Genomic DNA, 19,368 nt, shown 5'->3' with positions numbered 1-19,368 from the left:
CGCCGCTGCATCAGTCGCATGCATAAGCAGCCCAGATTCAGAGGAGTGAACGTGACCAGCGATTCCGAGCAGCGAGCCGTTGAATCAGTGCCCTTGGACTCGCCCCCGGCGATTCATCGATTGAGGGTGCTGACGGTCAACACCCACAAAGGGTTTACCGCCCTCAACCGGCGTTTCATCCTTCCGGAGCTGCGAGAAGCGGTGCGCAGTACGTCGGCCGATCTTGTATTCCTGCAGGAAGTGGTCGGCGAGCACGATCGGCATTCCTCCCGTTACAACGACTGGCCGCAGACCTCGCAATACGAGTTCCTGGCCGACAGCATGTGGAGCGATTTCGCCTACGGTCGCAACGCCGTTTACCCCAACGGCCATCATGGCAACGCGCTGCTATCGAAATACCCGATTCGCGAACACCGCAATCTCGATGTCTCGATCACCGGCCCCGAACGCCGCGGCTTGCTGCACTGTGTACTGGACGTGCCGGGGCACGCGGAAGTCCATGCGATCTGCGTGCACTTGAGCTTGCTGGAAAGTCATCGCCAGTTGCAGCTGCAACTGCTCTGCCTACTGCTCGAATCCCTGCCCGACGATGCGCCGGTCATCATCGCCGGCGACTTCAACGACTGGCAGCTGCAAGGCAACGCCGCCCTCTCCCGTCGCAATTACCTGCACGAAGCCTTCGAACGCCACAATGGCCGCCCGGCGAAAACCTACCCGGCGCGCTTTCCGCTGCTGCGCCTGGACCGGGTCTACCTGCGCAACGCCAGCAGCCACAACCCGCGAATTCTCGGCAATAAACCCTGGACGCACCTGTCGGACCACTTGCCGTTGGCGGTGGAAGTGCACCTCTGAGCGATCAATGCATCAAGGTGCGTTGACCACAACATAGGTCACATTGCTGCCCTGATACTGCGGCTGGTACCAGGTCGAACCGCACTGCATGTACACCGTGTTGTATTGCATGACCTGCACGCAACTGGTGGGCATTTGTGCCGGCGTCAGGATCGAGCCAACCACCGCTGCTGTCACCGCGACCGTCGCGGTCACCGCCGCCGCCGTGGCGATCGGATGATAGTGATCGTCGTAGCCATAGCGGCCATGCCCATCGACATCAATGTCGACGTCGCGATTGTTGTTGATGTTGACGTTACGAGTGCTGTTGTTGATGTTGGTACGGTTGCCGACAGTGTTCCCGGCATTGACCCGGTTGCCTGAGTTCACCCGATTGCCCGCATTGACGTTGCTCGCGCGCGGCGGGGTATTGATCCGCTGCGCCCGCTGGGCATTGGGGGCTGGCGCACGGTTGACTGACGCCCTTGCCTGCCCCTGACCCCGTGGCCGGGCATCCGCTTCGGCGATCAGGCCGACAGTCAGCACTGCGGCAGTGGCTAGCGATACAAACAGGCTCCACGACATCGACCGGTTCATGTCATTCCCCTCCCTGATCAGCGGCTTTCTTCAGCGCAATCGCCACATCACCCTTGGCCGGTTTGAAGGTGAACATCGACTCCTGGAGGCCAGGCTTCAGGTTCCAGTGATACACCGCGCTGTATTCCGGAAAGCTTTGCTCATCGGTGGTGGTAATCACCAGTTTGCACGGCAGTGGCTTCTCGGACCGTGTGATCCACAATTGCCAGTCGACGCCCTCCTGCCGAAAGGCCAAGTGATCACAGAGTTGGCCCTTGATCGTCGACGGTCCCACGTACAGGGCTTCCTTGAGTGCATCGATCTGGGCCTGATCGCTGCCAAACAGAAACAGGTCTTCCATGGGGATCTGGATCCCGTAATGGTTTTCGATCATGTGCAGGGTTTCGGACACCTTGGGCGGAGCATCCACCGTGGTGTAGTACTTGAGGTACGGTGAGTACTGGGTCAGTTTCTTGCCGTTATAGAAGAACTCTCGCGTTCGGACATCGCCTTCTGTCCGGGCATACATACGGTCATGCCCCAGCACTTTCAGAGTAGTGGAAGCCTCGGACTTGATCTTCTGCCCGGTCTCCAGGACGGTATCCAGGGTCACTTCGGCATCTACCTGAAACTTCGACAGGCTGCGCAGGTAGTTGCCCATATCAATCAGCTTATCGACCACCTGCGGATTGATGATCGGGGTGGCGTCCGCCGCCGGTGCCTCTTCGGCGCGAGCCCCTGGGGCAAGGAGCAGGGTAAACATCAGGCAGAAAACACTGGGTTGGGTTTTCATCGATTTTGCTCCTGTCCCTGCGCCGGGCTGCCGCCCGAAACCTTGTGGCTGAATGTTCAGCCTAGTTGCGGCCAGTCCTGTTCGCCAGATAGACAAACCGGTGTGAGGACAGCGATTCCCTTGCGTTCATTTCAGCGCAGCATTACTGACAGAATCGAGACATGGACATCGTCGGGCAAGCAGGCCCTGAACCCCGTCCGGACAGACCGGTAGCCCACTACCCAAAGGCTCTGGCCCGAGGGTTTTTTGACGATTTTTCGAACAAACAAGTACTTAGATGCGCGGCAAAAATCAGTCACTTGCGAGCACTAAAATTCCATTACCGCCTATCGGCCATTTTCTTGACGCATTGTCAAGGGTCTTCTTAGCTTCACGTTACTACCCCCGGAAATCCACCAGGGGCAAACCTCCAGACACCCGCGAAATCGGGCGGCCAGCGGCTTGCCTCAATCCATTCGGTCGCCCCTCATTCGGGGTAGGAGAGACGCCAAAGCGAGATACGGCATGCGATTGCAAGGTAGACCCCCATGAAAACTTCATTCACCCAACAAGAGATCAAAATCACTTTTTGCACTGTCTCGAGTTCTCTGCTGCTGTGTTCGTCCATGGAGGTGCAAGCCGGGCACGCAGAGGATGAAACCGCCCCCTGGTATCGCCAGGATGTTCCGGCAATGACCTTGCCCACGATACACATCACCGCCCCCTACCCCGGCCATTTCAGCGCCGCCTCCGATACACGAAGTTCTCGCCTGACCATCGAAGATGCCGCGCCTTCGACCTGGGACCAGTTGTACGGACAGGCATCGCGACAAGCACAGACCGATGTAATGACCCAAGGGTTTTCCAGCCCTGGCAGCACCGAATTCAAAGGCCCGGCGATCCTGACCCTGCAAAGCGGTAGCGGCCATACCCAACGGGTCGGCCTGATCGGCGGGATGACGCAGTTACAAGGCAACAGCAACGGCCTGTTGACCAGTCGCGCCCTCGCCGCCCCCGAGACCGACACCCTCAACCTTCAAGGCCAGAGCCTCGGCGCCTACTGGAGCCTGACCGGGCCACAAGGCTGGCACGTGGATCTGTCGGCCAGTGGTGGACGGGTCGCCGGTTTCAGCCGTAACGACCAGGGCGCGCGGATGGCAACCGAAGGCAGTGCGGTGACGTTGTCGGTGGAAGGCGGATTTCCGATTGGGGTCAGCGAAAACTGGGTTGTCGAACCGCAAGCGCAGTTGATCAATCAGCGCATCACGCTGGATACGCCTTATGCCGGTTCAAGTAATGCATCGTCCAGCGACCTGACGTCCTGGAGCGGCCGGGTCGGCGCAAGGTTGAAAGGTAGTTACGACATCAACGGCCTGGGGGTCGAACCCTATGTGCGGACCAACTTGTGGCACACCGTGTACACCGGCAACACCGTGACCCTCGATCAGGTCGACAAGATCAGCAGCAGCCGCAACTCATCGACGGTCGAAGTGGGGTTGGGGCTGGTGGCCAGAGTCACGCCCGCGGTGAGTTTCTACGTCAGCGCCGATTACAGCAGTGATGTGGATGAAAATGATTTGAATGGGTTGATCGGGAGTCTGGGTGTGCGGATGCGGTGGTGAAGTGATCGTTCCCACGCTCCGCGTGGGAATGCCTCCAGTGGCGCTCTGCGTCACATCGTAGGGACGCGGAGCGTCCCGGGGCTGCATTCCCACGCGGAGCGTGGGGAACGATCATGTCGGAGCGAGCCTGCTCGCGATGGGAGAGACCCCGTACTGGATCAACCCTCAGGACTCAGGATCAACACCGCCAACGGTGGCAGATTCAACACCAGTGAAATGTTCTGGCCATGGCTCGGCTCTTCCTCGGTAAACGCCCCGCCGTTGTTGCCATAGTTGGACCCGGCATACATCGCCGCGTCGCTGTTGATCACCTCGCCCCAGCGCCCGGCGAACGGTACGCCGATGCGATAGGCCTGACGCGGCACCGGCGTGAAGTTCGCCACCACCAACACCGGCCGCCCTTCCTTGCTCCAACGCAGGAACGCGTAAACGCTGTTGATCGCATCATCGCCGATCAACCACTGGAAGCCTTGCGGCGCGTCGTCCTGGTCATGCATCGCCGGCTCTTCGCGGTACAGCCGATTGAGGTCGCCGACCAGTTTCTGCACACCCTTGTGTTCGGAGTATTGCAGCAGGTACCAATCCAGTTGCTGATCGTGATTCCACTCGCGCCACTGGCCGAACTCGCAGCCCATGAACAGCAGTTTCTTGCCAGGATGCGCCCACATGAAGCTCAAATAGGCCCGCAGGTTGGCAAATTTCTGCCAGCGGTCGCCAGGCATCTTGTCGATCAGCGAGTGCTTGCCGTGCACCACTTCATCGTGGGAGATCGGCAGAATGAAACGCTCAGACCAGGCATACACCAGGCCGAAACTCAGCTCGTTGTGGTGATGGGCGCGGTACACCGGATCCTGTTGGATGTAATGCAGTGAATCGTGCATCCAGCCCATGTTCCATTTGTAGTCAAAGCCCAGCCCGCCCTGTTGCGTGCTCTGGCTGACACCCGGCCACGCGGTGGACTCCTCGGCAATCACCAGCGCACCGGGCGCTTCGATGTTGACCACGTCGTTGAGGTGGCGCAGGAAGTCGATGGCTTCGAGGTTCTCGCGCCCGCCGTGACGGTTTGGCACCCATTCCCCGGCCTTGCGCGAGTAATCGCGATAGAGCATCGACGCCACGGCATCGACCCGCAGGCCATCGACGTGGAAATGCTTGAGCCAGTGCAGCGCCGAGGCCAGCATGTAGCCGTGCACTTCGGTGCGGCCCAGGTTATAGATCAGCGTGTCCCAGTCCTGATGGAAACCTTCCTGCGGATTGCCGTATTCGTACAACGCGGTGCCATCGAATTGCGCCAGGCCGTGGGTATCGGTGGGGAAATGCGCCGGCACCCAATCGAGGATCACGCCGATGTCAGCCTGGTGACAGGCGTTGACGAAGGCGGCGAAGTCATCCGGCGAACCATAACGGGCGCTCGGGGCGAATTGCGACAGCAACTGGTAACCCCAGGAACCGCCGAACGGGTGTTCCATGATCGGCATCAGCTCGATGTGGGTGAAGCCCAGTTCCTTCACATAAGGAATCAGCCGCTCGCCCAGTTCGTGCCAGGTGTACTGGCGCGCCACTTCACCCAGATCGTCCAGCTCGCATTGCCACGAGCCGGCGTGCAATTCATAGATCGACAGCGGCGCACTCGGCAGATGACGCTCGCCACGAGACTCCATCCACGCCTGATCCTGCCAGTCGATGTTCAACGGTGAGGCGACTTTGGACGCGGTATCCGGCGGCAGCGAGGTGGCCAAAGCCATCGGGTCAGCCTTGAGCGGCAGAATCCCGTGGGCGCCGAGGATTTCGTATTTGTAGGTTTCCCCTGCCTGCAAACGCGGGATGAACACTTCCCAGACCCCGGTGGGATGGCGCAAACGCATCGGGTGCCGACGACCGTCCCAGTTGTTGAAGTCACCGACCACCGACACCCGTTTGGCATTCGGCGCCCACACGGCGAAACGCACGCCGTCGACGCCGTCCACCGTCTTCAGCTGCGCGCCGAGGCAGGCGCTGAGGTCGCGATGATTGCCTTCGGCGAACAGGTACAAGTCCATTTCGCCGAGTAATGGGCCAAAGCTGTAAGGGTCCTCGGAAACCTGTTCGCCACCGGCCCAACGGGTGCGCAAAAGATACGGCTGCGCCCGATCGAAGTGCCCGACAAAAAGGCCCGGCGTCTGAGTGGCTTCAAGGTTGCCGAGTTCTTCCCCGGAGTCCCTGGCCAGTACCTGCACGCTCAGTGCGTCTGGCAGATACGCTCGAATGAATTGCCCGCCGGCGTCATCGCCGTGGGGGCCGAGAATTGCAAAAGGGTCGTGATGTTCGGCGCGTACCAGCGCGTCGATATCCCGCGATCTGGGCAGCAACGCTTCTTTAGCGTGACCCTGTTCCTTGTTCGAGAAACTCATGACTACTCTCCACCAAGCTCGGAAAAGGGTTTAAGCCCACTCAATAATCCATACAAACCGTGCAATGGCACCGGCAGCCACGTGGGGCGATTTTCAGCCTCATAAGCCACCTCATACGCCGCCTTCTCCAGCCCGAACAACGCCAACGCGGCGTCCTCGCCTTCCGGATCTTGCCACGCATGAGCAAGACTAGCTGCCGCCAGCCGATAAGCGTCGACAAATGCCTGTTTTGCTTCATTCAAATAACGGTCGGCTACCCGTTGCCGTGCCGCTCGGGCTTCGGCGGTGTTGTCGACGTTATGCACGTTGATCGCCATCGCCGCGGCGTAATCGAAGGAGCGCAACACGCCACTGACATCTTTGTACGGGCTGTGCTTGCCGCGTCGTTCGCTCAGCGGCCGTGCCGGCTCGCCTTCGAAGTCGATCAAGAAGGCGTCGCCCTTGATCACCAGCACCTGACCCAGGTGCAAATCGCCGTGGACGCGAATGCGCAAACCACCGACGGCTTTTTCGCCCAGGTCCTGGACATGACTGAGGATGGCTTTTTTGTTGTCCAGTAAACGAGTGACCAGCGCTTTGTCCGCCGGGTTCAGTTCGCTTTGATGCTGTTTGAGCAACTTCAGCGAGTGCTCCAGTTGCGCCGCGACGTCCTTGGCCGAGGCCAGGGCCTCTTTTTGCGTGGTGACCTGCGGAGCGAAGTCCGGGTCATCGGTCGGGGCCGCCAGCACCTGGTGCATCTCACCCAGCCGTTGGCCTAGCATGCCGGCGAAGTCTTTGAGCTCACCCAGTGCGTTGTAGTGCTGCTCTTGCTCGGACATGGCGTCGGCCAGTTCGTCGCGCAGTGCCCGTTCGAGGTTGTTCTGGGTCCATTCCCAGGCATCGCCCTGATTGCTCAAATAGCCTTGGGCAATCATCAGCAGATTGTCCTCGCCCTTGGCGTCGCGGCGAACCACCGACCCCAGCAGCGGCGAGATATTGCTAAAACCGGCGTTGGTCAGATAGGCGCTCATTTCCAGTTCCGGGTGCACGCCCGAGGCGACCTTGCGGATCAGCTTCAGCACCAGGCTGCTGCCGATCACCACCGAACTGTTGGACTGCTCGGCCGACAGGTAGCGCACTTCGGATTCGGCCGTCAGGCCCAGTTTGGCCAACTCCTCGGTCGGTTCGAAACGGATCTCGCCGCCATCGGAAGGCAACACGGTGTTTTCCTGCATGCCTCGCAGCACCGCGCGGATGAAGTTTTCCAGGCTGAACGCATCGGTGATCAACCCCACCTGAGGGCCACGTCGCACTCGAGACAGCGCCAATTGCTGCGGCAGCGCCGGCCCGACCTGATCATCGGCAATGAAGCCGAAAGGCAACTGGTAACGGCTGGTCTGGCCGCCGCTGGTGACTTCGATTTCACTCAAAAGCACCGGATGCTGCGCATCGCCGAAGCGCACGCCATAGACCAGGTTGACCTTCTCGATGGCCGCGTCCTTGCCGGCGAACCAGCGACGGTTTTGCAGCCAGTTCGGCAAGATGCCCTGCTCCAGCGTGCCGCGTGACGGCGCTTCGAGCAGTTCTTCCATGCGTTTTTTCAACACCAGGGTGGTGAAGTCCGGCAGGCTTTGCGCCGGTTCTACGTGCCAGCTGGGCATTTGATTCTCCGCAGCAAGTCCAAACCAATAAAAGCCGTAAGGCGCCAGCGTCAGGAGGAAATTCAACTGGCCGATCGGCGGGAAGGCGTTACCCCCGAGCATCTCCACCGGCACCATACCGGCGTAAGCCGACAGGTCCAGCTCCGCCGCTTGCGCACTGCGCGATACGTTGGCCACACACAGGATGATTTCGTATTTGCCGTCCGGCCCGTCGTATTCACGGGTGTAGGCCAGAATTCGCCGGTTGCTCGGCGAGAGCATTTTCAGCGTGCCACGCCCGAAGGCCTTGGACTGTTTGCGCACGGCGAGCATGCGTCGGGTCCAGTTCAGCAGCGAATGCGGGTCGCCGGCCTGGGTCTCGACATTGACCGACAGGTACCCGTATTGCGGGTCCATGATCGGCGGCAGTACCAGGCTCGCCGGGTCGGCGCGGGAAAAACCGCCGTTACGGTCGATCGACCACTGCATGGGCGTGCGCACGCCGTCACGGTCGCCGAGGTAGATGTTGTCGCCCATGCCGATTTCATCGCCGTAATACATCGTCGGTGTGCCCGGCATCGACAGCAGCAGACTGTTGAGCAGTTCCACCCGACGGCGATCCCGCTCCATCAACGGTGCGAGGCGGCGGCGAATACCGAGGTTGATCCGCGCCCGACGGTCGGCCGCGTAGTAGTTCCACAGGTAATCGCGTTCCTTGTCGGTGACCATTTCCAGGGTCAACTCATCGTGGTTGCGCAGGAAAATCGCCCACTGACAGTTGGCCGGGATCTCCGGGGTCTGGCGCAGGATGTCGGTGATCGGGAAACGATCTTCCTGAGCCAGCGCCATGTACATGCGCGGCATCAACGGGAAGTGAAAGGCCATGTGGCATTCATCACCGTTGAGGCCTTTTTTATCGGTGTCACCGAAGTACAGCTGCGTGTCTTCCGGCCATTGATTGGCCTCGGCCAGAAGCATGCGGTCTGGATAGTTGGCGTCGATCTCGGCACGGATCTGCTTGAGGACGTCGTGGGTCTCGGGCAGGTTTTCGTTGTTGGTGCCGTCGCGCTCGATCAGGTAGGGAATCGCGTCCAGGCGCAGGCCGTCGATGCCCATGTCGAGCCAGTAGCGCATCACCGACAGCACCGCTTTCATGACTTGCGGGTTGTCGAAGTTGAGGTCTGGCTGGTGCGAATAGAACCGGTGCCAGAAGTACTGGCCGGCGACCGGGTCCCAGGTCCAGTTGGACTTTTCGGTGTCGAGAAAGATGATCCGGGTGCCGTCGTATTTGTGGTCATCGTCGGACCAGACGTAGAAGTCCCGCGCCGCCGAACCGGGTTTGGCTTTTCGTGCGCGCTGGAACCAGGCGTGCTGGTCGGAGGTGTGGTTGATGACCAGCTCGGTAATCACCCGCAGGCCGCGTTTGTGGGCCTCGGAGATGAAACGTTTGGCGTCGGCCATAGTGCCGTAATCGGGGTGGACGCCACGGTATTCGGCAATGTCGTAGCCATCATCGCGCCGTGGCGACGGATAGAACGGCAAGAGCCAGATGGTGTTGACGCCGAGGTCGGCAATGTAATCGAGTTTGGCGATAAGGCCGGGAAAGTCGCCGATCCCGTCGTTGTTGGAGTCGAAAAAAGACTTAACGTGAACCTGGTAGATCACCGCATCCTTGTACCAGAGCGGGTCCTTGATAAAGGTGGCTGCCTTGGGTTTCTTCGCCATTTGAAACTCCTGTTGAATTCAGTGCAGCCCCTGAGCCGAACGCCTACCTGTGGCGAGGGAGCTTGCTCCCGCTCGGCTGCGAAGCAGTCGCAAAACCTGTAAATCAGTTGACCCTGAAAAAATAGGGCCGCTGCGCGCCACAGCGGGAGCAAGCTCCCTCGCCACAAAAGTTCATCCCATCGCAAATCTGGGGGGCTTCAAGAAGTTGTGATTCGCCAGATACCGAACGGTTGATGCGCCGGGTCGATTCGCATGAACTGATACTTGCCGTACCAGGTCCAGCGATGTCCGCTCATCAAGTCTTCACCCTGAGTGCTGGCGTCATCGGGCAAGCCCATTTCCCACAGAGGCAATTCAAAATTCGCTTCCTGGACGTTATGCGGATCGAGGCTGACGGCCACCAGAATGAAGTTGCTGCCATCCGCGCTGCGTTTGCCGAAGTACAGAATGTTGTCGTTCCACGCGTTGTAGACCTTCAGGCCCAGGTGCGTGTGCAGTGCCGGGTTTTGCCGGCGGATGCGGTTGAGCTGGGCGATCTCGGCGATGATGTTGCCCGGCGCGGTAAAGTCCCGTGGGCGGATCTCGTATTTCTCGGAATTGAGGTATTCCTCTTTGCCCGGTACCGGCGCGGCTTCACAGAGTTCGAAGCCCGAATACATGCCCCACAGACCCGAGCCCATGGTCGCCAGCGCCGCGCGGATGAGAAAGCCGGCGCGTCCGGATTCATGCAGAAACGCGGGGTTGATGTCCGGCGTGTTGACGAAGAAATTCGGCCGGTAGCATTCGCGCCATGGCGACTCGTTGAGTTCGGTGAAATAGGTCGCCAGTTCCCGCTTGGTATTGCGCCAGGTGAAGTAGGTGTAACTCTGGGAGTAACCGACCTTGCCCAGCCGCGCCATCATCGCCGGCGTGGTAAAGGCCTCCGCCAGGAAGATCACCTCGGGATACAACGCCCGCACATCGGCGATCAGCCATTGCCAGAACGGCAGCGGCTTGGTGTGAGGGTTGTCGACACGAAAGATCTTCACGCCCTCTTCGACCCAACCGACCACAATGTCCCGCAGCTCGACCCACAGGCTGGGAATTGCATCGCTGGCATAGAAATCGACGTTGACGATGTCCTGGTACTTTTTCGGCGGGTTCTCGGCGTATTTGATCGTGCCGTCCGGGCGCCAGTTGAACCAGCCCGGGTGCTGTTTGAGCCACGGGTGATCCTGGGAACACTGGATCGCGAAATCGAGGGCAATTTCCAGTCCGTAATCCGCCGCCGCCGCCACCAGTCGACGAAAGTCTTCGCGGGTGCCGAGTTCGGAGTGAATCGCCTCGTGCCCGCCCTCTTCGCTGCCGATGGCATACGGGCTGCCCGGATCGTCGGGGCCGGCGCTCAGTGAATTGTTCGGGCCTTTGCGGAAGCTGCGACCGATTGGATGAATGGGCGGGAAATACAGCACGTCGAAACCCATGTCCTGAATCATCGCCAACCGAGCATGCACGTCGTTGAACGTGCCGTGACGGTTTGGATCGTCGGTGATCGAGCGCGGAAACAACTCATACCAGCTGGCGAACTGGGCGAGCTCGCGCTCGACGTCCAGCGGAAATTCGGGACTGAGGCTCAAGTAGGCACGGTGATCCGCCTGAGCCATCAGGTCCGCACTGCGTTGGTGCAGAAACAAAGTGACTTGTTCCGCTTCGAGCAACCCGGACAGTTCATGGTGCAACGCCGCCAGGTCTTCGCTCAGCGGCCCTTCCGAGCGCTCGGCCGCCTGTTTCACCTGATTGCGCCCTTCCTGCAACTCCAGGCTGATGGGCACGCCGGCAATGTGCTTCTTCTCGATCTCGTATAGAAAGCTGGCGTACTGATCGATCCAGGCTTCGATACAAAAGACGTAGCGGCCTTGATCTTCAACGCGGAACTGCCCTTCCCAGCCGTTATTGCCGAGTTCGGTCATGACCTCGCTCTGCCAGGCCTCGTCGCCGTCGGCACGCCAGCGTATGCGTACGGCCAGTTTGTCGTGGCCGTCGGCGAACACTTTGCTGGTCACCACCACGTCCTGGCCCACCACGGCCTTGGCCGCGAACTGCCCGCCATCCAGGGTCGGCATCACGTTTTCAATCGCGATGCGCGGCAGCAGTAACGCCTGCGACAGTGGCATATGAGGGTTGTAGTTCAGCTCTGTCGGTTTTTCAGCAGTCATCGAGCATCTCTCCTTAACGCCCCATGGACGCTCTTGTGTCTGGTCGTCTTTCACACGAAACCCGTCGGGCCCGAAATGAACTCACTTAGGTTCCGAGCGACAAGCGCGGGGAAAAGTTCACGCCCATTTGCTGCGGAATCAAATCCCTTGCGTGACGGTCAACTCACTTAAGCACGACTTACGCCATGTGCCACTGGAGGCTTCAACGATGAGTATTCCAATCCCTGCCGAGACACCTGATCCGAACATCGACACCCCGACCATTCCGCCGACCGAACCGCAACCGGTGCCTGAGAAGGAACCGCCTGGCACTACGCCGCCACCCCGGGAAGAACCACCGAGCACGATGCCGCCGGTGATCGTCTCGCCTGAGTGACGATGGCGATCTAGGGTCGTTCCTGCTCGTCTTTGTCCCTGTCGAGCATTTGCACGATCCTCGGCATCACGCTGAAAATCGCCAACGCCAGCAGCGTACTAAACACCGCCGTCGCCTCGCGGCCCAGCCCGGCCGAGACACCGATGGCGGCGGTCAGCCATAAACCGGCGGCGGTGGTCAGGCCTTTTACGTGGCCTTCATCGCCCTCCTGGTTTTTCAGAATGGTGCCGGCGCCGAGGAAGCCGATCCCGGCGATCACGCCTTGCACCACCCGGCTCATGGCATCGGCCTGGGAGCCGGACATCTGTGGCACCAGCACAAACAATGCAGCTCCCAGCGCTACCAGCATGTGCGTACGCACGCCGGCGGCCTTGCCCTTTTGCTCACGCTCGAAACCCAGAATGCCGCCCAGGATCGCAGCCATCAGTAATCTCACGGTTATACGCGTCAGTTGTGACGCATCGCCGATGTCGGCGAACTCCGCTTGCAGCGTTACCCAAACCTCATGCCACCAGGCGTTCATGGTGCAATCCTTGTGATTGATCGTTATGGGAGGATGGACCGCGCCGACCATTAATCGGTTGCACAGAACGATGTCCGTCGGATGCGCCCTAACAGTTTAGAACCCGCTAAAAAAAGGACATCGCCATGACTGTGCGCATCGAAAGCCAGACCTGCTTCTTCATCACCGAGAACGGCGAAGAAATTCGTCTGTGCCCCGACGTCACGATCATCACCGACTCGGAAAAAGCCATGTCGGCGGTGGAACTCAACGGCCAGCGCGTGTACATCACCGAAGCAGAAGCCGATGCATTGACCGTAGCAGGCGCAGTGGACGGCCGTAAGCATTTGAAGGCTACCGACAGTGATTCGGTGATTTGACTGACCCCGATCAACAAGCCCCGCAAGCGCCTGATATAGGCGTCTGCGCCCTGCTGTGACGGGGTGCATCAAGTTGTCGCAGGCAGCGGATCAATCCCCATCTGATCCGCTTTTTATTGCAATACCTGAGTCTGTTATGCAAACAGATCGCTGGTCATAGTGCTCATGCCTGATGGAGGCTGATGAGCGAAAGACCATGAGCGAAAGAATCCCCGTCCGAATCGTAGAACCTGCCTCATTTATAAAAACCGAGCCTTTGCGTCCAAAGATAAAGGCCAAGTCCAGCGACAACCTGATTCACACCCGCAGCTTCACCGGCCTGTTCCGCACATTGCGCCTGAGCGGTGCGGGCGTTCTGTTTTTGCTGTTCTTCGGCACCGTGTGGCTGAACTGGGGTGACCGTCAGGCGGTGCTCTGGGACCTTTCCGAAAGCAAATTCCACATCTTCGGCGCAACTTTCTGGCCCCAGGACTTCATCCTGCTTTCGGCGCTGCTGATCATCGCCGCGTTCGGACTGTTCGCAATCACCGTGTTCGCCGGCAGGGTCTGGTGCGGCTACACCTGCCCACAGAGTTCCTGGACCTGGATCTTCATGTGGTGCGAGAAAATCACCGAAGGCGAACGCAACCAGCGCATCAAGCTGCAAGCCGCGCCGTGGGGCCTGAACAAACTTATTCGCCGCTCGGCCAAGCACACACTGTGGCTGGCCATCAGTCTGCTCACCGGGCTGACCTTTGTGGGGTATTTCACGCCGATCCGGCCCTTGGCCGAAGAGCTGCTGACCTTGCAGATGGGCGGTGTCAGTCTGTTCTGGGTGCTGTTTTTCACCGGCGCGACTTACATCAATGCCGGCTGGCTGCGTGAAGCGGTGTGCATGCACATGTGCCCGTATGCGCGATTCCAGAGCGTGATGTTCGACAAGGACACCTTGACCATTTCCTACGACGTGGCCCGTGGTGAAAACCGTGGCCCGCGCAAACGCGAGGTGAACCCGGCCGAGGTGGGCCTGGGTGATTGCATCGATTGCCAGCTGTGCGTGCAGGTCTGCCCGACCGGGATCGACATACGCGACGGCTTGCAAATGGAGTGCATCGGCTGCGCGGCGTGTATCGACGCCTGCGATTCGATCATGGACAAAATGGGTTATGCCCGTGGCTTGATCAGCTATACCTCGGAGCATGAGTTGCAAGGGGGCAAGACTCATCTGCTGCGGCCACGGCTGATCGGTTACACCGCGGTGCTGCTGGTGATGATCGGCGCCCTCGCCCTGGCGTTGGTCGAGCGGCCGATGGTGTCGCTGGACGTGAGCAAGGACCGCGGCCTGTTCCGAGAGAACAGCCAGGGGCAGATCGAAAACATCTACAGCTTGAAGGTCATCAACAAGACCCAGCTGCGTCAGGACTATCGGCTGAGCCTGGTGGACGGCGAAGGCTTCGTGCTGCAAGGCAAGACCGAGCTGAGCCTGGCGCCGGGTGAGATTGTCGATGTACCGGTGTCAGTGGCCATGACCGCCGAACGCCCCAGCAGCAGCTCGCAGACGATCAGTTTCAAGATTGTCGACAGTGACGAACCGGACATCTATAGCGTGGCCAAGAGCCGGTTTGTTGCGCCGATGAACCGTTGATCCCTTAGACTGCGGTGCTGCCATTCGCGGGCAAGCCTCGCTCCTTCGGTTTCGTGCTGACTGTAGGAGCGGTGCTTGCCCGCGAAGAAGTCACCTCGATTTCACTGAAAAACACCAATCCAGGCACTCGATGAAACGCTACGAAAAATTCGCCGAAGACATCGCTGAACTGATTCGCTCCGGCGTCTTGGGCCCTGGCCAGCGCGTGCCGTCGGTGCGCTATGCCAGCCAGACTTACGGGGTCAGCCCGTCCACGGTATTCCAGGCCTACTACCTGCTCGAACGCCGTGGCCTGATCCGCGCCCGGCCGCGTTCCGGCTATTTCGTCAACGCGCACGCGCCGAGTCCGTTCTCGGAGCCGGTGATCAGCAGCCAGGTCAATGAATCCACCGAAGTCGACGTCAGCGAGCTGGTGTTTTCGGTCCTCGACTCGATCAAGGACCCGACCACCGTGCCCTTCGGCTCGGCCTTTCCCAGCCCGACCCTGTTCCCGTTGCAGCGCCTGTCCCGCTCCCTGGCCAGCGCCGCACGGGACATGGACCCGCGCATGGTCGTCACCGACATGTCGCCGGGCAACCCGCAGCTGCGGCGCCAGATTGCCCTGCGCTACATGGTCGGCGGCCTGATGTTGCCGATGGAAGAACTGCTGATTACCAACGGCGCGCTGGAAGCCCTGAATCTGTGCCTGCAAGCGGTCACCGAACCCGGTGACCTGGTGGCCATTGAAGCACCAGCGTTCTATGCCTGCCTGCAAATCCTGGAACGGCTGAAACTCAAAGCCGTCGAGATCCCGGTGCACCCGCGCGACGGTATCGACCTGGGCGTGCTCGCGCAAACCCTGGAGCGCCACCCGATCAAGGCCTGCTGGTGCATGACCAGTTTCCAGAACCCGATGGGCGCGACCATGCCCGAGGCGAAGAAGCAGGAGCTGGTCGAGCTGTTGCGCAGCCACCAGGTGCCGCTGATCGAGGACGACGTCTACGCCGAACTCTATTACGGCCAGCAGGCGCCGAAACCGGCTAAGGCGTTTGATACCGAAGGGCTGGTGATGCATTGCGGTTCCTTCGCCAAGAGCCTCGCCCCCGGCTACCGCATCGGCTGGGTCGCCGCCGGGCGATATGCGCAGAAGATCGAACGGCTGAAACTGATGACTTCACTGTGCGCCTCGATGCCGGCCCAGGCCGCCATCGCCGACTACCTGCAACACGGCGGCTACGACCGGCACCTGCGCAAACTGCGCTACGCCCTGGAAGAACAGCAAAGCGCCATGCTCGCCGCCATCGCCCGCTATTTTCCGGCGCAGACACGTGTCAGCCAACCGGCCGGCGGATACTTCCTGTGGCTGGAACTGCCGCCGCAGATGGATTCGCTGAAGTTGTTCCAGATGGCACTGGCGCAAGGCATCAGCATCGCGCCGGGGCCGATCTTTTCACCGACGCAGCGGTTCAGGAATTGTATCCGGCTGAATTATGGCAGCCCGTGGACCGAGGATTCGGAGAAGGCGATGGAGACGTTGGGGCGGATAGTGCGGTCGTTCTGAAGCGTTGATGTCGTTTGGGCTACCGTCATCGCGAGCAGGCTCGCCCCCACAGGAATTTAGTGTCGTTCACAAATACTGTGTTCACATCAATCCACCGTGGGAGCGAGCCTGCTCGCGAAGGGGCCGGGCCGGACAATACAAATCTTAAGGATTAACGCCCACCACCCAGGTCAACAAAAGTCCCGGTCGCATAAGAAGCCTTGTCCGACAGCAACCAGATAATCGCCTCGGCCACTTCGTCCGGCCGTCCACCGCGGGCCATCGGGATCGCCGATTCCAGCTTGCTGACCCGATCCGGGTCACCGCTCAGCGCATGGAAGTCGGTGTAAATAAAGCCTGGCCGCACCGCGTTGACGCGAATGCCCTCGCCCGCCACTTCCTTGGACAGGCCGATGGTGAAGCTGTCCAGCGCGCCTTTTGACGCTGCGTAATCCACGTATTCGTTGGGTGAACCCAGACGTGAGGCTACAGAGGACACATTGACGATGCTGCCGCCCTGCCCGCCATGCTTGGGCGACATGCGCATGATCGCGTGCTTGGCGCAGAGGATCGGTGCCAGGACATTGGTCTTGAGCGTTTTGAGAATGCGGAACTCGGACATTTCGTCGACGCGGGATTTTTGACCCACGGTGCCGGCGTTGTTCACCAGCGCCGTGACGCGACCCAGTTCGGTGTCCACGCGGTGGAACAGACTGATCACTTCGTCTTCGATGCTGACGTCGGCACGCACGAGAATGGCTTGAGCACCCAGAGCCCGAACTTGCTCAAGGACGCTTTGTGCAGCCGATTCGTCGGACTGATAGTTGATACAGACCCGATAACCAAGCCCTGCAGCCAACAGCGCGGTTGCCGCGCCGATACCACGGCCGCCGCCGGTGATGACAATGACTTTGTCCATGTTGACTTCCCCTTCACGCGTAAGCAATCGGGGGCAAGAATAACCTCCATTGCCAGCTTTTGCATGGACTCACATCAACTGAACTCGCCAACGCTGTGTGCATTGGGGTCTCTGTAGACGCCGTCGCCCCTCACGATCAGGCAGGTTCGACAGCGGCCACAGGCACCCATCGTTCACCACGAACTATGTCGGCCATGAAGCGATCCGCCGGCAGCGGGTGCCCGAGCAGGTAGCCCTGCAACGAATCGCAACCGAGTTTGGTCAGGAAGTCTTGCTGGACACCGGTCTCGACGCCTTCGGCGACAATGCGCAAGCCCAGCGCCTGGCCGAGCGCGACGATGGCGGACACGATGGCGGCGTCGTCACTGTCGTGTTCCAGATCGCGGACAAAACCGCGGTCGATCTTTAGCTCATTGGCCGGCAGGCGCTTGAGGTACATCAAGCTCGAATAACCCGTGCCGAAGTCATCGATGGACAGATCGACACCCATTTCCGAAAGTTCCTGAAGCACCGTCATGCTCGCATCGGCATCGCTCATGGCGGTGGTTTCGGTGATTTCAAGGGTCAGGCTGTTGGCCGGCAACTGATGCCGGGTCAAGGCGTTGGAGACGCTCTTGACCAGGCCCGTATGGCAGAACTGCAACGCCGAGAGGTTCACCGCAATGCGCCAGTCGGTGTAGCCGAGCACGTACCACTCGCGCATCTGGCGGCAGGCTTCGTTCAGCACCCATTCACCAATGGGAATGATCAGCCCGGTCCTTTCCGCCAGCTCGATAAACTTGTCCGGCAGCAGCATGCCCTGGGTCGGATGCTCCCAACGCAGCAACGCCTCAGCACCCACCGGACGACCATTGCTGGCGTCGAACTTGGGTTGGTAATAGAGGCTGAACTGCTGCTGATCGAGAGCATTGCGCAAATCCTGGAGCAGTTGCAGCTGTTTGCGCGCGTTGCTGTTCATCGAGGCGTCGAAGAAGCTGTAGCCGTTTTTCCCGGCGCCCTTGGCGTGGTACATCGCTGCGTCGGCGTTCATCAGCAATTCCTGGGCGGTCTGGCCGTTCCCCGGGTACAGCGCGATGCCAAGGCTGGCGGAAATCTGCAGGTCTTGCTCGGCGACCCGGAACGAACTGCCGATCAGCCCGACCTGCCGCGCGGCGACGTTCAGCGCGTCATTTGGCTCGCTGAGGCGTACCAGCAGGACGAATTCATCGCCGCCGATCCGCGCCAAGGTGTCCTGACTGCGCATGTCTTCGCGAAGACGCAAACCGACCTCGCGCAGCAACTGATCGCCCATGTGGTGGCCGAAGGCATCGTTGACCGGTTTGAAGCCGTCGAGGTCGATAAACATCAGCGCAAAGCAACCGCCCTGCTCCTGAACCTTGGACATGGCCTGTTCGATACGGTCGGCCAGCAACATGCGATTGGGCAAGCCGGTCAGGGTGTCGTGCAGGGCCAGTTGGGTCAGTTCACGATTGGCTTGCGTCAACGAGCGCGCAAGATCCGCGGTACGGGCTTCCAGACGCGCATCGAGAACCGAGGTCAACAAGGCGATGCTCAATACCGCAAGCGTGGTGATCAGCACCAGGTTGTCGAGGCCTTTGCCGTTCAAGCCGCTGAGGGCGGCGCCACAGAAACTGCCGTCCGGGAAGCGTGCCGCCGCCATTCCGGTGTAATGCATGCCGACGATGGCCAGGCCCATGATCACCGCCGCACCGGCGCGAAACAGGCCCACATACGGCGTGTGCTGGCGCAGGCGGAAGGCGATCCATAACGCGGCGCCGGAAGCACCGACGGCGATAAGCAGCGATGCACCAAACAGCGTCGGGTCGTAATCGATGCCCGGCTGCATGCGCATGGCCGCCATGCCGGTGTAATGCATGGCACTGATCCCGGCGCCCATGATCAGCGCGCCGAACGCCAGTTGCCAGGACGGCAACCGGGGCTGACTGACCAGCCACAGGGCAAAACCGCAGGACAGGATCGCGGTCAGCAGCGACAGGGACGTAAGGCTGAAGTCGTACCCCAGATCGATGGGCAAGGTGAACGCGAGCATGCCGATAAAGTGCATCGACCACACGCCCACGCCCATGGCAAAGGCGCCGCCCGCGGTCCAAAGGAACACGGCACGGCCCTTGGCGGTGGCAATGCGTTCGGTCAGGTCGAGCGCGGTATAGGAGGCGAGAATCGCTACACAGAGCGAAATGATAACCAGCGTGGGGGAATAGCTACCGATGAGCATGTGACTTCTCGCGATCGCCCCCCGTACTGCTTCCGTTCTCGGCAGGGCAAATCGGGCGATTGTACTGATTGCGCAAAAGAAC

The 19,368-nt window shown here is 60.3% G+C and carries 14 protein-coding genes; 6 read left to right on the top strand and 8 right to left on the bottom strand.

The genetic code is table 11. The features are described from left to right. The first annotated feature begins 51 nt into the window (after positions 1 to 51). Positions 52 to 852, top strand: coding sequence for an endonuclease/exonuclease/phosphatase family protein (locus HP062_RS03765; RefSeq protein WP_010459937.1), 801 nt, complete (start codon positions 52 to 54; stop codon positions 850 to 852). A 12-nt stretch (positions 853 to 864) separates the two neighbouring features. Here the strand turns inward: HP062_RS03765 and HP062_RS03760 are convergent, their stop codons facing one another. Continuing rightward, a complete protein-coding gene (locus tag HP062_RS03760; RefSeq protein WP_010459935.1) occupies positions 865 to 1,428 on the bottom strand; it encodes a hypothetical protein in 564 nt (187 codons plus the stop codon). 1 nt (position 1,429) lies between these two features. Next, positions 1,430 to 2,200, bottom strand: a complete 771-nt coding sequence (locus HP062_RS03755) for a DUF2092 domain-containing protein (RefSeq protein WP_010459933.1) — start codon at positions 2,198 to 2,200, stop codon at positions 1,430 to 1,432. 527 nt (positions 2,201 to 2,727) lie between these two features. Between HP062_RS03755 and HP062_RS03750 the strand changes: the two genes are divergently transcribed. Then, positions 2,728 to 3,801, top strand: a complete 1,074-nt coding sequence (locus HP062_RS03750) for an autotransporter outer membrane beta-barrel domain-containing protein (protein ID WP_172790841.1) — start codon at positions 2,728 to 2,730, stop codon at positions 3,799 to 3,801. A gap of 158 nt (positions 3,802 to 3,959) precedes the next feature. On the opposite strand, the gene glgB is transcribed toward HP062_RS03750, so the two are convergent. From glgB to HP062_RS03735, 3 genes are all read right to left on the bottom strand, one after another. Beyond that, positions 3,960 to 6,191, bottom strand: a complete 2,232-nt coding sequence (gene glgB / locus HP062_RS03745; protein ID WP_145307317.1) for a 1,4-alpha-glucan branching protein GlgB — start codon at positions 6,189 to 6,191, stop codon at positions 3,960 to 3,962. 2 nt (positions 6,192 to 6,193) lie between these two features. Further along, complete coding sequence (treS, locus tag HP062_RS03740; protein WP_102593613.1) at positions 6,194 to 9,535, bottom strand: maltose alpha-D-glucosyltransferase; 3,342 nt, start codon at positions 9,533 to 9,535, stop codon at positions 6,194 to 6,196. Positions 9,536 to 9,732: 197 nt separating this feature from the next. Beyond that, the gene (locus HP062_RS03735) at positions 9,733 to 11,730 is read right to left on the bottom strand and encodes an alpha-1,4-glucan--maltose-1-phosphate maltosyltransferase (protein ID WP_010459925.1); all 1,998 of its coding nucleotides are present in this window, start codon (positions 11,728 to 11,730) and stop codon (positions 9,733 to 9,735) included. A gap of 208 nt (positions 11,731 to 11,938) precedes the next feature. On the opposite strand from HP062_RS03735, the gene HP062_RS03730 reads away from it, so the two are divergent. Continuing rightward, positions 11,939 to 12,106 carry a hypothetical protein gene (locus HP062_RS03730; protein WP_167362284.1) on the top strand — a complete coding sequence of 56 codons (168 nt, stop codon included), beginning with the start codon at positions 11,939 to 11,941 and terminating at the stop codon, positions 12,104 to 12,106. A 10-nt stretch (positions 12,107 to 12,116) separates the two neighbouring features. Here the strand turns inward: HP062_RS03730 and HP062_RS03725 are convergent, their stop codons facing one another. After that, positions 12,117 to 12,629, bottom strand: coding sequence for an MgtC/SapB family protein (locus HP062_RS03725; protein ID WP_010459923.1), 513 nt, complete (start codon positions 12,627 to 12,629; stop codon positions 12,117 to 12,119). A 125-nt stretch (positions 12,630 to 12,754) separates the two neighbouring features. Between HP062_RS03725 and HP062_RS03720 the strand changes: the two genes are divergently transcribed. The 3 genes from HP062_RS03720 (at position 12,755) to mapR (ending at position 16,152) form a co-directional block, all read left to right on the top strand. After that, entirely contained in the window at positions 12,755 to 12,988 is a 234-nt protein-coding gene (locus tag HP062_RS03720; RefSeq protein ID WP_010459921.1) for a DUF3203 family protein, read from the top strand. Between the two features lie 196 nt (positions 12,989 to 13,184). Next, positions 13,185 to 14,612, top strand: coding sequence for a cytochrome c oxidase accessory protein CcoG (ccoG, locus tag HP062_RS03715; protein ID WP_172790840.1), 1,428 nt, complete (start codon positions 13,185 to 13,187; stop codon positions 14,610 to 14,612). Between the two features lie 130 nt (positions 14,613 to 14,742). Beyond that, on the top strand, positions 14,743 to 16,152 hold the full coding sequence (mapR, locus tag HP062_RS03710; RefSeq protein WP_010459917.1) for a GntR family transcriptional regulator MpaR: 1,410 nt from the start codon (positions 14,743 to 14,745) through the stop codon (positions 16,150 to 16,152). Between the two features lie 151 nt (positions 16,153 to 16,303). On the opposite strand, the gene HP062_RS03705 is transcribed toward mapR, so the two are convergent. Further along, complete coding sequence (locus tag HP062_RS03705) at positions 16,304 to 17,050, bottom strand: SDR family oxidoreductase (protein WP_010459916.1); 747 nt, start codon at positions 17,048 to 17,050, stop codon at positions 16,304 to 16,306. Positions 17,051 to 17,186: 136 nt separating this feature from the next. Then, positions 17,187 to 19,286, bottom strand: a complete 2,100-nt coding sequence (locus tag HP062_RS03700; RefSeq protein WP_172790839.1) for a bifunctional diguanylate cyclase/phosphodiesterase — start codon at positions 19,284 to 19,286, stop codon at positions 17,187 to 17,189. Positions 19,287 to 19,368: the final 82 nt, after the last annotated feature.

This window comes from Pseudomonas sp. B14-6, assembly GCF_013260315.1.
Lineage (GTDB): Bacteria > Pseudomonadota > Gammaproteobacteria > Pseudomonadales > Pseudomonadaceae > Aquipseudomonas > Aquipseudomonas mandelii.
Note: the sequence above shows the minus strand (reverse complement) of the source record. Positions and strands in the feature narration are given on the sequence as shown.